The organism is Aquabacterium sp., assembly GCF_016195855.1.
Lineage (GTDB): Bacteria > Pseudomonadota > Gammaproteobacteria > Burkholderiales > Burkholderiaceae_C > Aquabacterium.
Genome location: NZ_JACPYU010000002.1, coordinates 181,782 through 194,598 on the forward strand (window position 1 = coordinate 181,782; position 12,817 = coordinate 194,598).

Annotated in this window: 12 protein-coding genes; 3 read left to right on the plus strand and 9 right to left on the minus strand. The window is 64.4% G+C overall.

All coding sequences use genetic code 11. The features are described 5' to 3' along the window. Positions 1 to 21: 21 nt before the first annotated feature. The 9 genes from HY019_RS00940 to HY019_RS00980 all read right to left on the minus strand — a co-directional run bounded on the left by HY019_RS00940 (position 22) and on the right by HY019_RS00980 (position 8,523). Positions 22 to 819 carry a GntR family transcriptional regulator gene (locus HY019_RS00940; protein WP_290687613.1) on the minus strand — a complete coding sequence of 266 codons (798 nt, stop codon included), beginning with the start codon at positions 817 to 819 and terminating at the stop codon, positions 22 to 24. 9 nt (positions 820 to 828) lie between these two features. Further along, the gene (locus HY019_RS00945; protein WP_290687615.1) at positions 829 to 1,698 is read right to left on the minus strand and encodes an ABC transporter permease; all 870 of its coding nucleotides are present in this window, start codon (positions 1,696 to 1,698) and stop codon (positions 829 to 831) included. Between the two features lie 144 nt (positions 1,699 to 1,842). Next, positions 1,843 to 2,721: an ABC transporter permease gene (locus tag HY019_RS00950; RefSeq protein WP_290687617.1), complete on the minus strand. Its 879-nt coding sequence runs from the start codon at positions 2,719 to 2,721 to the stop codon at positions 1,843 to 1,845. Between the two features lie 36 nt (positions 2,722 to 2,757). Beyond that, on the minus strand, positions 2,758 to 3,804 hold the full coding sequence (locus HY019_RS00955) for a porin (RefSeq protein WP_290687619.1): 1,047 nt from the start codon (positions 3,802 to 3,804) through the stop codon (positions 2,758 to 2,760). A 233-nt stretch (positions 3,805 to 4,037) separates the two neighbouring features. Next, positions 4,038 to 5,369: a PotD/PotF family extracellular solute-binding protein gene (locus HY019_RS00960; protein ID WP_290687621.1), complete on the minus strand. Its 1,332-nt coding sequence runs from the start codon at positions 5,367 to 5,369 to the stop codon at positions 4,038 to 4,040. A 56-nt stretch (positions 5,370 to 5,425) separates the two neighbouring features. Then, entirely contained in the window at positions 5,426 to 6,481 is a 1,056-nt protein-coding gene (locus HY019_RS00965) for an ABC transporter ATP-binding protein (RefSeq protein ID WP_290687623.1), read from the minus strand. A gap of 205 nt (positions 6,482 to 6,686) precedes the next feature. Further along, positions 6,687 to 7,262 (minus strand): YceI family protein, encoded by a 576-nt coding sequence (locus HY019_RS00970; protein ID WP_290687625.1) that lies wholly within the window; start codon positions 7,260 to 7,262, stop codon positions 6,687 to 6,689. Positions 7,263 to 7,333: 71 nt separating this feature from the next. After that, positions 7,334 to 7,918: a YceI family protein gene (locus HY019_RS00975; protein WP_290687627.1), complete on the minus strand. Its 585-nt coding sequence runs from the start codon at positions 7,916 to 7,918 to the stop codon at positions 7,334 to 7,336. Positions 7,919 to 7,959: 41 nt separating this feature from the next. Beyond that, entirely contained in the window at positions 7,960 to 8,523 is a 564-nt protein-coding gene (locus tag HY019_RS00980) for a cytochrome b (RefSeq protein ID WP_290687629.1), read from the minus strand. 204 nt (positions 8,524 to 8,727) lie between these two features. On the opposite strand from HY019_RS00980, the gene HY019_RS00985 reads away from it, so the two are divergent. The 3 genes from HY019_RS00985 to HY019_RS00995 all read left to right on the plus strand — a co-directional run bounded on the left by HY019_RS00985 (position 8,728) and on the right by HY019_RS00995 (position 12,795). After that, positions 8,728 to 9,903: a GGDEF domain-containing protein gene (locus HY019_RS00985; RefSeq protein WP_290687631.1), complete on the plus strand. Its 1,176-nt coding sequence runs from the start codon at positions 8,728 to 8,730 to the stop codon at positions 9,901 to 9,903. Beyond that, positions 9,900 to 11,051 (plus strand): GGDEF domain-containing protein, encoded by a 1,152-nt coding sequence (locus HY019_RS00990; RefSeq protein WP_290687632.1) that lies wholly within the window; start codon positions 9,900 to 9,902, stop codon positions 11,049 to 11,051. Before HY019_RS00985 ends, HY019_RS00990 begins: the two co-directional genes overlap by 4 nt. A 121-nt stretch (positions 11,052 to 11,172) precedes the next feature. Next, positions 11,173 to 12,795 carry a PAS domain-containing hybrid sensor histidine kinase/response regulator gene (locus HY019_RS00995; RefSeq protein WP_290687633.1) on the plus strand — a complete coding sequence of 541 codons (1,623 nt, stop codon included), beginning with the start codon at positions 11,173 to 11,175 and terminating at the stop codon, positions 12,793 to 12,795. Positions 12,796 to 12,817 lie beyond the last annotated feature (22 nt).

Here is a 12,817-nt window from a genome sequence, read left to right on the forward strand (position 1 = left end):
TCTCCGGATGCGGTGCGGTGATCAACCCGTGAGGCCCAGGGAAGACCAGACATCACCGGGCGGCGACTGGGGCTGGTTGAAGCACAGGCCCGCCTCGATGTGGGCCAGGTGCGAGGTCATCAAGGCAATGGACTCATCGGCTGGCGCCTTGCCCTTGACGGCCGAGCGCAAGGCCGCGAGCAGGCCGCGGTGCTCGTCGCAACGACAAGCCTGCACCCAGCGCACCGGCGCGCCTTGCGGCTGCGTGCGATGGCGCTCGACCGGCGCGTAGCTCATCAGGATCAGGCTGGTGCGGGACACCAGCTTGCGCAGGAAGGTCTCGAAGGTCTTGTGCCCTGCGGCCTCGGCCAGCAGCAGGTGGAACTGGCCGGAGTGGCGCAAGGCCATGGCGTGGTCACCCGCCTGGCGCGCGGCCTCCTCGGCCTCGATGCAGGCGGCCAGGGCCTTGAGATGGGCAGGTCGGGCGCGCTCGATGAAACGGCGCACCAGCACGGCCTCGATCACGCTACGCGCTTCAAACACCTCGCGCGCCTCGGCCACCGTGGGCTCGGCGATGCTGGCGCCTTTGTTGGGCAGGATGGTGACCACCTGCTCTTGCGCCAGCCGGATGAGCACCTGGCGGATGCGCGTGCGAGACACGCCAAAGAGCTGGCCCAGCTTGTCCTCCACCAGCTTGGTGCCGGGCAGCAGGCGCTGGTCCACGATGGCCTCGATCAGGCGGCGGTGGATGTCCTCGTCCGACAGCGCGGACGGGCTGGGGGCCGCGCCCGTTTCGGGTTCGGCCACCGGGTCGGTCTTCTTGCTTGGGGGCATGGTCATGCGGTGGTTTCAAAGGCGGGCTGCGGCGCGTCGGCGCATCAAGGCGGCGGCGCCCAGCGCGAACAGGATCACCGCCAGCGACACCAGGGTGGTCATGCTGCCCAGTGCATAGATGGCCGGCGTGGTCACGGTGGTGGTCAGGCCCTGCAGCTCCAGCGGGAGGGTGTTGACATCGCCAATGGCCTGTGAAGACCGCGCGATCTCGTCCCAGCTCAAGGTGAAGCCGAACATGCCCACCCCCACCAGCGATGGGCCGATCAAGGGCAGCACCACATGGCGCAGGGCCTGCCAGGGCGTGGCGCCCAGATCGCGCGCGGCCTCTTCGTAAGCCGGGTTGAAGCGGTTGAAGACGGCAAACATGATGAGCATGCCAAAGGGCAGCGTCCAGGTCAGGTGGGCGCCCAGGCCCGAGGTGTACAGGCCCATGAGCGTGTTGTAGCCCTCCAGGGTGGCCGTCCAGCCCAGCGCCTCCAGCACGCCCTTGATGAGCGTGTCGAACAGGCGGAACTGCAGGCCGATGCCCAGCGAGATGATGATGGAGGGCATGATCAGGCTGGCCACCGAGCTGTAGAACAGCACCCCGCTGCCCTTGAAGCCCTTGCGAAAGGCCAGGCCCGCCAGCAGCGACAGCAACACGGTCAGCGCCATCACCACGAGGCCCAGCCCCAGCGAGCGGCGGATGGCCGCCCCGATGTCCACCACCCCCAGGCCCTTGAACAGCTCGTGGTACCAGTGCAGCGACGCGCCCCGCATCGGGAAGGTCAGCCCGCCTTCAGGCCCTTGAAAGCTGAGCACGAAGATGGTGATGACCGGGCCGTACAGGAACAGCACGTACAGCGCGAACACGATGGCCAGGGGCCAGAACCCACGTCTATTCATGTGACACCTCGCTTGCTCCAGCGCGCTTGAGGCTTGGCAGAGCACCATCAACAAATCCAGCGACCACCGTGGATCCGGCTTGGCCGGGCCACTGGTGGTGCCCCCTTGAGGGGGCGCGCGAAGCGCGTAGGGGGTGAGCCATTTTCAAAGCTCCTTTCTGAGGTCAACCAGGCGGTTGAGCGCCACGATGATGAGCAGCACCACGCCCAGCAGCACCACCGCATTGGCGGCGGCCAGCGGGAACTGCAGGTAAGAGGTCTGCACCTGGATGGTCTTGCCGACGGAGGCGATCTGCTGGCCACCCATCACGCCCACGGTGACAAAGTCGCCCATGACCAGTGTGATCACGAAGATAGAGCCGATCAGAATGCCGGTGCGGCACAGTGGCACGATCACGTTCCACAAGGTCTGCCAGGCGCTGGCGCCACAGTCGTTGGCCGCCTCCAGCAAGGCGCGGTCGATCTTCATCATCGAGTTGAAGATGGGCACCATCATGAAGGTGGTGTTGAGGTGCACGAAAGCCAGCACCACCGAGAAGTCCGAGTACAGCAACCACTCCAGCGGCTGGCGGATCAGGCCCAGGTCCATCAAGGTCTGGTTGACCCAGCCGTTGCGGCCCAGCAGCGGGATCCACGAGATCATGCGGATCACGTTGGAAGTCCAGAAGGGGATGGTCATGACCGTGAACAGCACGGTCTGCGCGCCCAGGCTGGGCACGTGAAAGGCCACGAAGTAAGACAGCGTGAAGCCCAGCACCAGCGTGATGGCCCACACCAGCGCGCAGAACTTCAAGGTGGACAGGTAGGTCTTGAAGGTGGTGCACAACTCGCCGGCCTCACCACCGCCAAAGCACCCGTCAAACAGCGAGGTGTAGTTGGACAGGGTGAAGCCAGGCTCCAGCGTGTACTCGTTTTGCGGCCAGAAGCTCACGGCCACGATCAAGAGCAGCGGCATCACGAAGAACACCAGGAAGACCGCGCCCATGGGCGAGGCCTGCAACCAGGAAGGCAATGCTTTCTTCATGTGGGGTCCTTCGTGACGCACGCGCTCAAACAGCCATCAGAAGCTGTGCGTGATGCCAGCGGTGACGATGGTCTGCGACTGGCCCGCCTCACCCGCAAAGCCGGGCAGCTCGGAGATGAAGGCGAAGTTGGCGTTGCCCTTGTTCTTCAGGTAGATGAGGTTGAAGTTCAGGCTGGTGCGCTTGGACAAGGCATAGCTGGCGCGGCCACGCACGTAGTAGGTGTCATCGGGGCTGTCGGTCACGTCCTTCTTGACGTAGTCCAGCGAGGTGGTGAGCGCCGCATTGATGGGCACGTCCACACCCAGGTCATACAGCTTGGCCTTGAACGGGGTGGTGTAGCGCACATCGGCGGTGGCCAGGCCCAGGCGGCCCTTGGCCACGCCGAAGTCATAACTCACGCCAGCGGCATACATGGTGTTGCCATCGGTGCCACCCAGCGGGTTCTTCTCGGAGAAGGCGGCCAGGCCGGCGCTGAAGGGGCCACCGGTATAGGTACCGGCCACCTGGAACTTCTGGCCCGCCGAGTGCATGCCGGCCTTCTCGCCCGCCGCGTAATACACGCCACCTTCAAAGCCGCCGATATTGGGCGAGTTGTACTTGATGGCGTTGTCGTAGTAATCACTCAAGGCATAAAAGCCGCTCATCAAGAAGGGCGCGTAGTAGCCAAAGACAAAGTAGTTGCCCATGTAGTCATCGGCCACGTTCCACTGGTGCCCGACCTTGATCGAGCCCAAGCCGCCCGTCAGGCCCACATAGGCGCCGCGGTTCCAGAAGGTGCTGCGTGCCGTGCCGGTGTCAGGGTTGATGGACGACTCCAGATCGAACACGGCCTTGAGGCCGCCGCCCAGGTCTTCACTGCCCTTGATGCCGATGCGCGAGTTGACGATGGCGTTGTCATCGATCTTGACGACCGAGCCGCTGCCCGTGCCGTTGTAGACATGCGTGGCCGAGATCACATCCAGGCCAATGGCCCCGTAGATGGTCACGTTGGACTGCGCCTGGGCCATGCCGGCCTGGCCAAGCAGGACAGCCAGGGCCATGGTGGACAAGCGCAGCGAAGAACGAGAGAAAGGTGTGCTCATGTGAAGGTACTCCGATAAAAAATTTCAAGCCATGACGCGCAGCCCTTGGCGCGTCACCATCAGATCCAGCGGACACCATGGATCCGGCTCCGCCGGGCCATCGGTGTCGCCCCCTGGGGGGCTGAGCCCGGACTCGTACCGTCCTTGAGGACTGAACGAGCCTGGCGAAGGGCCCTCCCGTCCTCGGGAGGGCGCGGGCTGCAAGCCCGCGAAGCGCGTAGGGGGGGCAACAACTACGCAGCTACAAATTCATTCCATTTACTGACCATGTAGGTGTTCTCATCCATGATCGCGTTCCAGCACGCGATGCCGCCCATGCGGGCTTCGTAGCTGCCGCCGTCACGCAACTCGCCCTTCTTGGCCAGCACCTGGCCGGTGGGCGACTTGATGTCCTGCGAGGCGGGCTTGCCTTCCATCCAGTAGGCCCATTCATAGGCTTCCATCTTGGCCTTGGCCGTCTCCAGCACGGCGCTGTAATAGCCCTGGCGATTGAGGTAGGCCCCAGCCCAGCCATCAAGGAACCAGTTGATGAACTCATAGGTGGCATCGAGCTTCTTGCCCGATGAGGTGGCGGGCACGCCAAAGCCCGCCGCCCAGGCGCGGTAGCCTTCCTTCAAGGGCTGGAAGGTGCAGGCGATGCCCTTGGTGCGCACCGCTGTCACGGCAGGCGACCACATCGACTGGATCACCACCTCGCCCGACGCCATCAGGTTGACCGACTCGTTGAAGTCCTTCCACAGGCTGCGGAACTGCCCTGCCCGCTTGGCTTCGATCAAGGTCTTGATCGTGAGGTCGATCTCCTTCTTGGTCATGTTGCCCTTGTCGGGGTACTTGTACAGGCCCATGGCTTCGACCACCATGGCCGCGTCCATGATCCCGATCGAGGGGATGTTGAGGATGGCGGCCTTGCCCTTGAACTCGGGGTTGAGCAACTCCTTCCAGCTCTCGATGGGGCGCTTGATCAGGTCGGGCCGGATGCCCAGCGTGTCGGCGTTGTAGACCGTGGGGATCAAGGTCATGAACTGCGTGGGGCTCTTGGCGAAGGCCTTGCTCTTCTCGCCTTCGAGGTACATCACCTTCTTGGGCGCGGTGCCCTGGTCGCCCACCTTCTTGCCGTTGACCTCGCCCTTGGTGAACAACGAGGTGATCTTGTCGGCGTGCTTGATGCGCTTGACGTCGATGCCCTTGAGGTTGCCGGTGGGGATGATCTTCTTGAGCGAGAAGTACTCGGTGTCGATCAGGTCGAAGCTGTTGGGCGCGGTCACCGCGCGCTTGGTCACGTCATCGGTGGTGACGGGGATGTACTGGATCTTGATGCCGGTGTCGGCTTCGAACTTGTCGGCAATGGTCTTGTCCTGGTTCACGGCCGTGCCCAGGTAGCGCAGGGTGATCTTCTCGTCGGCACGCACGAAAGGCGCGTAGCCGCTGGCCAGGATGCCGGTGGCACCAAGCAAGCCGGACTTGATCACGGTGCGGCGCGACAGGCCGCTGTCAAGGGTGACGCTGTCATGGGCCGCATCGCTCGGCACGTGACTGTTCTCAGGGCAATCAGAAGCTTGTGACATGGGACTCTCCATTGGGAACACGTTGGACAGAAACAAGGGAAGATGGCGGCCGCGCCTCAGGCGGCCAGCGCGTGCACGTCCTGCAGGCGCCAGTGCACATGGGCGGCTTCGCCGGGCTGCCAGGGGGCGGCGTCGAAGGCGGCCTCGCCCAGCATCACGCTGAGCTCGCCCTCACCGGGCAAGGCCGGGCTGTGCAGGGTCAGCAGCACGTAGGTGCCCTGGTACTCGACACCGGTCACGGTGGCGCTCAACTGACCCACGTCGCCCGACACGGGCTGGCGGCTGAGCTGTGACTTGTCGGTGCGCACGGCCACCTTGGCCTCGCCCTGGGGGATCACGTTGTGGCCACCGATGAAGCGCGCCACGAACTCGGTGCGCGGCGCATTGAAGACGGCATGCGGGCTGCCTTGCTGCTCGATGCGGCCTGCGTTCATCACCACCACCTGGTCGGCCAGGGCCATGGCCTCTTCCTGCGAGTGCGTCACATGGATGAAGGTCATGCCCAGGCTCTTTTGCCAGGCCTTGAGCTCGGCGCGCATCTTGATGCGCAGAAAAGGGTCGAGCGCAGACAGCGGCTCGTCGAGCAGCAGCACCCGCGGCTCGGTGATCAGGGCACGGGCCAGCGCCACACGCTGCTGCTGGCCACCCGACATCTCGGCGGGCTTGCGTTCAGCCAGATGGGCCAGGGACACGCGCTGCAGCAGGTCCATGGCCTTGGCTTGCCGCGTGGCCTTGTCCACACCACGCATCTTCAGGCTGAAGGCGACGTTGTCGAGCGCACTCAGATGCGGGAACAGCGCATAGCTCTGGAACATCATGGCCGTGCCGCGCGCCGAGGCAGGCAGGTGCGTGATGTTGCGACCGCCCAGCACGATGTCGCCCTCGCTCACCTCTTCGTGGCCGGCGATCATGCGCAAGGTCGAGGTCTTGCCACAACCCGATGGGCCAAGCAAGCAGCAATAGGCACCGGCCTTGACCGTCAGACCGATGTGGTCGACGGCCATCGGTGCACGCGGCCCCATGCCATAGCGCTTGACCAGTTGATGCAGCTCCAGATCAGCCTGTGCGGCCATCGTGGCCACACGCTGCTCGTGCAAGGACATCACGCTCATCACCCACCTCCATCCGGCTTGCGCCAACGGGGGTTTCACAGTGCAAAGCGTGTGCCAGCCGAAAATGCCAGCTCAGCAGCTCAAAACGCGCGCTGAAGGGGCGCTACCCTGGGAAGACGCACCAGATTGCATACAAAATCTGGTGCAAATTGCATACAAAAAGGTGCACGCACCCCGCTCGGGCATGCGTGCAAGCCGTGCAGCTTTACTGCTTGACGGCCTCGATCTGGATGATCAGGTGCACGTTGTCAGGAATGAAAGGCAGGCCGTAGTTCATGCCGTATTCGCTGCGGGTGATGGTGGTGTCGAAGTCACCGCCGCACACTTCACGCTTGAGCATGGGGTTCTGGTAGCAGCCGTAGTTGTTGGCCTTGAGGGTCACCGTCTGGCTCTTGCCCAGCAGGGTCAGCGTGCCGACCACGGCCGAGACCTTGTCGCCTTCAAAGATCACCTTGTCGCTCACGAAGGTCGACTTGGGGAAGGCTTCGACGTTGAAGAAGTCCTTGCTCTTGAGGTGATTGTTGAAGGCGTCGGTGCCGCTGTTGATCGAGGCCATGTCAATGCTGATGTCCACCTTGCCGGTCTTGGCTGCAGCGTCGATGGTGACCGAGCCACTCTTCTTGTCGAAGCGGCCACGGTTGGTCGAGGTGCCGAAGTGCTTGGCCTCGAAGGTCACGAAGGTGTGCGTCGGGTCCACGGTGTAGGTGGCGGGTTCGGCGTGGGCGATGCCGGCGCTCAGTGCAGCGGTGGCCAGCAAGGAAACAAGTGCGGTACGGTTCATGGAAGGGCTCCTGGGTAAGGCGGGCACCAATGGGCGCCCTGTCAAAAAAGGGAACAAAGGAAAGAAGGGCATCACAGCGCCGGCACGCCTTGCAGCACCAGCTTGAACTTGACCTGGACATCATTGGCCACCACGGAGGTGTCAGCCCAATCGCCCTCACCCACCTTGAAGTCCAGCCGCTTGAGGGCAAAGGTACCCGTGGCGGTGCTCAGGCCACCGGCCTGCGTCACCTGCACCGGCACCACCAGATCACGGGCGTTGCCCTTGATGGCCAGCTTGCCGGCCACCTCGAAGCGCCCTGCCCCCAGCGCCTTGATGGCCGTGGACTGGAAGCTCGCCTTGGGGAACTTCACGATGTTGAACCACTCGGGCTTGGCCAGCTCGGTGTCGGCATCGGGGTTCAGCGCCACGCTGCCCAGGTCCACCGTGAAGGCGATCTTGCTGGTCTGCGGGGCCTTGGGGTCGAACGCGGTCTGGGCGCTGAAGGTCTTGAAACGGCCGTCCAGCGGCACGCCCAGTTGCTTGGCCACAAAGGTGACCTCGCTTTTGGCCGCCACCAGGGCCTGCGGCTCGGCAGCCAGAGCGGGCAGCGAGAGCGCCGCGCCCGTCAGGGTCAGCGCCAGCAACGCACGGCGAGAAACAAAAGAAGCAGACATGGTTGTGCCTTTCAACGAGCGAAAGAGGAAGCGGCGAAGGGTCACCGGCCAGGACGCATGCGATCGAGCAGGCCGTCCTTGTCGATGAACTGGTGTTTGAGCGCGGCAGCCACATGCAGGGCCACCAGGCCGATCAGGGCAAAGGCCGCGGCGCCATGCGCCTCCTTGATGCTGTCGGCCAACTCCTTGTTGACCGGCATCAGGTCCGGCAGGGGCAGCACGCCGAACCACACGATGGGGTAGCCCTTGGCCGAGCTGTAGGCCCAGCCCAGCAGCGGCACCACGAAGAACAGCGCGTACATCAGGTGGTGGGTGGCGTGGTAGGCCTTGGTCTGCCACCCGGGCATGGCTTGCTGGATGCGGTCGGGCAAGGCGGGCGGGCGGTGCGTCAGGCGCCAGACCAGGCGCAGCACCGACAGCAAGAGGATGGCGATGCCGGCCCACTTGTGCCAGTTGATCAGCTTGATCTTGCTGGGGCTCAAGGGCATGTCCTCCACGGTCACGCCCACCACGAAGGCGGTGAGGATGGCCAGCGCCAGCACCCAGTGCAAAACGATGGCCACCAGGCTGTAACGCTGGATTGGGGGGTTTTGTCCGGTTTTCATGGTGGATGGCTCCTGCCGCATTGCGCAATAGTTGAATGGTGAACGAACTGTGCACCCAGTTGGGTGAAGTGGCTTGATGCATCAGTTCAAAAATTTCGAACGGATAAATGCGCAAACCCTGCCCGAAAGAGGGGGGAGATTGCGACAAATCCCTCAAGCTGCCAAGGCAATCCGCCGAAAGCCAGATGAAGCCGTGACACAACCATGTACGCCCCCCTCATTTCACGCCTCAACGACCTGCTGCTGACCACAGACCGCAAACAGCGCCTGCGCATCACACGCTCGCTGATGGCGGCCAATGTGTTCATCGCGTGCTGCTTCCTGCAGATCTACGCCTGGTCGGTCGGCTACATGGAGCTGGACGACGTCAAGCGCCTGTGCGGCGTCATCCTGCTCAACATCCTGCTGTGGTACGTGGTGCTGCGCACGGGCCTGAACCTGCGCTTTGACGACCCGGCCATGACTCTGCCGCAGATCCTGTCGGCGCTGACCATCATCGTGGGCGCCTACTCGGTCACCGGCCCCGTGCACGGCTCGACCATGATGCTGCTGGCGCTGGTGCTGGTATTCGGCATCTTCAACATGAAGCAAAAAGGCGCCATCGTCGCGGGCGGCTACACCGTCGTGCTGATGGGCGTCGCCATCCTGATCAAGATCCGCACGGACCCGCACAACTACCCCTTCAAGCTGGAGATCGCGCACTTCGTGCTGACGGCGGCCATCGTGCCCACCATCTCCGGCCTGGCCGCCCAGCTCAGCAGCCTGCGCGCCAAGCTGCAGGCCCAGAAGGACGAGCTGGCCAACGCCCTGGTGCGCATCCAGATCCTGGCCACGCGTGACGAGCTCACCGGCCTGGTCAACCGCCGCCACATGATGGATGTGCTCAGCCAGCACAAGAAGCGCCTGGAGCGTTCGGGCCACCACCGCTTCTGCCTGGCCCTGCTGGACATCGACCACTTCAAGCGCATCAACGACACCCATGGCCACGCCGTGGGCGACGAGGTGCTGCGCAACTTCTCGAAAGTGGTGCAAAGTGGCCTGCGTGACACCGATGTGCTGGCCCGCTGGGGCGGCGAAGAATTCCTCGTGCTGCTCAACGACACCTCACCCGAGCTGGCCAATGTGGGCCTGGAGCGCGCCCGCATGCTGCTGGCCGAAGCCACCCTGGTGCCGGCGTTGCCCGATCTGAAGCCCACCTTCTCTGCCGGCCTGACCGCCTACAACCTGAGCGAGGCACTGGATGTCTGCATCGAGCGCGCAGACCGCGCCCTGTACAAGGCCAAGGATGGTGGCAGAAACTGCACGGTGATCCGCATGGGCCTGAACGCGGCCGACGCCACCTACCGCAGCCCGACCGAACCGAGCACGCTACAAGAATGAGCAAACTGAGCGACCTCGTCCTGGGGACCGAACCAAAACTGCGCGCCCGCGTCGCCATGACGTTGCTGGCGCTTTATGGTTATGCGGCCTGCACCGGCATCCTGCTCTACCTCGTGCACATCCAGGAGGTGCCTTCGCGCACCGCCATGCCGCTGGTGGCCTTCATGTGGACCGGCGTGCCGCTGTTTTACCTGCTGGTGCGCACGGGCATCTCCAACCGGCTGGGCAGCCCCGGCATGGACCTGCCGCAATGCCTGTTCGCCATGGCCTCCATCCTGATCGCCTATGTGATCGTGGGCCCTTTGCGCAACGCGGTGCTGCTGCTGATCGCCCTGGTCATGGTCTTCAGCATGATCACGCTCACCCCGCGCCAGGTGCGCATCATGGGTGTCAGCACCTTCGGCTGCCTGGGCCTGGCCATGGCCTGGCTGACGCTGCACGAGCCCGGTCAGGTCGACGTGCGCATGGAAGTGATGAAGTTCGTGCTGGCCGCCTGCACCCTGCCCGTGATCTCGACCGTGGCCTCGCATGTGGCCAAGCTGCGCACCAAGCTGGTTGACCAGAAGCAGGAGTTGCAACACGCCTTGTCGATGCTGCACGAAGTGGCCACCCGCGACGAGCTCACGGGCCTGCACAACCGCCGCCACATGCACCAGCTGCTGGAGCAGCAGTTCAAGCGCCAGCTGCGCAGCGGCGAGGGCTTCTGCCTGGCCCTGATCGACCTGGACCACTTCAAGCACGTCAACGACCAGTTCGGCCACCAGATGGGCGACACGGTGCTCAAGGCCTTTGCCGAGGCCATCGGCAAGGAGTTGCGCCAGACCGACGTGCTGGCCCGCTGGGGCGGCGAAGAGTTCCTGCTGATGCTGACCGCACCCGATCCGGGTCTGCACGGTGCGCAGGCCTCGCTGGCGCGTTTCCAGGCCGCACTGCAGCAGGTGGTGGTGGGCAACGGCGTGCGCATCACCTTCTCGGCTGGCCTGACGGAACACCCGCCGGGCGAGCCCCTGCACGAGACGCTGGAGCGCGCCGACCGTGGCCTTTATCAGGCCAAGGCTCACGGCCGCAACCGGGTCGAGCTGGTGTTGCCACCAGCCGACCAAAGTCACTCGGCCCGCACACCGCTGGCCGAGGACGATCAAGTGTGAGACAGTTGCCGGTAATGCACCGGAAGTCACCACCGTCCGGTCCATGTCGAGGAGGAGCCGAGGTCCTGCAGCACCATGAGCTGCAAGCCTTGAGGGGTGGTGTCCGATTGACGCTGTCCCCATGTCCAGCCCTACCTACGGTGGAACCGACCCCCTGTCTTCTGGCGACCTGAGCCAGACGCCCAGTCTCGACACCCTCTCGGGCGACGAGCATTACCGTGCCATGTTCGAGGCCGCTGGCGTGGGCATCGCCCGCCTGACCCCAAGCGGCCATTTCGTCGAGGTCAACCAGCGTTTTGCGGACATCACCGGCCGCAGCCGCGACAACCTCATTGGCCTGCACTACCAGGACATCTCCCACCCCGATGATGCCGCGGGCAGCCTGGCCGCCATGGAGGGCATCCTGGCGGGCCGTCAGGACCGCATGGCGCGCGAGAAGCGCTACGTGCGCCCGGACGGCCAGATCGTCTACGCCATGCTCAACAGCGTCATGCTGCGCGACGGCAATGGCCGCCCCGTGCAGATGGTGTCGGTGATCGAGGACATCAGCGAGCGTGTGCGCATGCAGGAAGCGCTGAGCTCGGCCCGGACCGCCGAGCGCGCCAGCAAGGCCAAGACCGAGTTCCTCTCGCGCATGAGCCACGAGTTGCGTACCCCGCTCAATGCCATGCTGGGTTTTGCGCAACTGCTGCGCGTGGACCCGCGCAACCCGCTCAACGATGTGCAGCGCCAGAAGGTCGAGCACATCGAGCGGGCGGGCGCGCACCTGCTGGCCATGATGACCGACGTGCTGGACCTGTCGCGCATCGAGGCGGGCAGCCTGCCCATGTCGATCGAGACCCTGGCCGTCAGCAAGGTCATGGAAGAGACGCTGGCGCTGCTGAGCAACCAGGCGGCGGCGGCCGGGCTCAAGCTGGTTCACCACCTGCCCGATGCCGGTGTGTATGTGAAGGCCGACCGGGTGCGCCTGCGCCAGGTGCTCAGCAACCTGCTGTCCAACGCCATCAAGTACAACCGCGCCGGTGGGCAGGTGAAGGTCGAGGCCATGGCGCTCAACGAGCAGGTGCTGATCACGGTCAGCGACACGGGTCAGGGCATGACACCCGAGCAGATCAACCACCTGTTCGAGCCCTTCAACCGCCTGGGTGCAGAGCGCACGGCCATCGAAGGCACGGGCATCGGCCTGGTCATCGTCAAGCGCCTGCTGGACCTGATGGACGGTCGCATCGAGGTCAGCAGCACACCGGGCAATGGGTCGAGCTTTCGGGTCTGGCTGCCACTGGCGCGCCCCCTGGCCCTGGATGCCGAATGCGCCGAGCTGGGCTCACGCTCGGGCTTTGGCGCGCTCGATGAGCTCGGCGCGGCGCAACGCACCGTGCTGTACGCCGAGGACAACGTGATCAATGTGGAGTTGCTGCGCCAGGTCATGCGCATGCGCCCTCAATGGCACCTGGAGGTGGCCCACAGCGGCCAGCAGGCCATCACCATGGCGCAGTCCAGCCCACCCGATTTGCTGCTGCTGGACATGCACCTGGGCGACATGAGCGGGCTGGACGTGTCTGACGCATTGACGCAAACCGCGACCACCGCCAGCATCCCGCGGGTGGCGCTGTCGGCCGATGCCATGCCCGACCAGATCAGCCAGGCGCGCGAGCGGGGTTTCGTGGAATACCTGACCAAGCCTCTGGACGTGGCCCGCTTTCTCAAGCTGCTGGACCGCTGCGCGGCGCCGGATCTGGGCTGAGTGAAGCCTAGTGTGAGGCCTT

What these genes read in the sequence shown, in the direction of transcription:
- HY019_RS00940 (WP_290687613.1), bottom strand. Translation starts at nt 819, where the DNA reads ATGACCATGCCCCCAAGCAAGAAGACCGACCCGGTGGCCGAACCCGAA.
- HY019_RS00955 (WP_290687619.1), bottom strand. Translation starts at nt 3,804, where the DNA reads ATGAGCACACCTTTCTCTCGTTCTTCGCTGCGCTTGTCCACCATGGCC.
- HY019_RS00965 (WP_290687623.1), bottom strand. Translation starts at nt 6,481, where the DNA reads ATGAGCGTGATGTCCTTGCACGAGCAGCGTGTGGCCACGATGGCCGCA.
- HY019_RS00990 (WP_290687632.1), top strand. Translation starts at nt 9,900, where the DNA reads ATGAGCAAACTGAGCGACCTCGTCCTGGGGACCGAACCAAAACTGCGC.
- HY019_RS00995 (WP_290687633.1), top strand. Translation starts at nt 11,173, where the DNA reads ATGTCCAGCCCTACCTACGGTGGAACCGACCCCCTGTCTTCTGGCGAC.
- HY019_RS00960 (WP_290687621.1), bottom strand. Translation starts at nt 5,369, where the DNA reads ATGTCACAAGCTTCTGATTGCCCTGAGAACAGTCACGTGCCGAGCGAT.
- HY019_RS00980 (WP_290687629.1), bottom strand. Translation starts at nt 8,523, where the DNA reads ATGAAAACCGGACAAAACCCCCCAATCCAGCGTTACAGCCTGGTGGCC.
- HY019_RS00985 (WP_290687631.1), top strand. Translation starts at nt 8,728, where the DNA reads ATGTACGCCCCCCTCATTTCACGCCTCAACGACCTGCTGCTGACCACA.
- HY019_RS00950 (WP_290687617.1), bottom strand. Translation starts at nt 2,721, where the DNA reads ATGAAGAAAGCATTGCCTTCCTGGTTGCAGGCCTCGCCCATGGGCGCG.
- HY019_RS00975 (WP_290687627.1), bottom strand. Translation starts at nt 7,918, where the DNA reads ATGTCTGCTTCTTTTGTTTCTCGCCGTGCGTTGCTGGCGCTGACCCTG.
- HY019_RS00970 (WP_290687625.1), bottom strand. Translation starts at nt 7,262, where the DNA reads ATGAACCGTACCGCACTTGTTTCCTTGCTGGCCACCGCTGCACTGAGC.
- HY019_RS00945 (WP_290687615.1), bottom strand. Translation starts at nt 1,698, where the DNA reads ATGAATAGACGTGGGTTCTGGCCCCTGGCCATCGTGTTCGCGCTGTAC.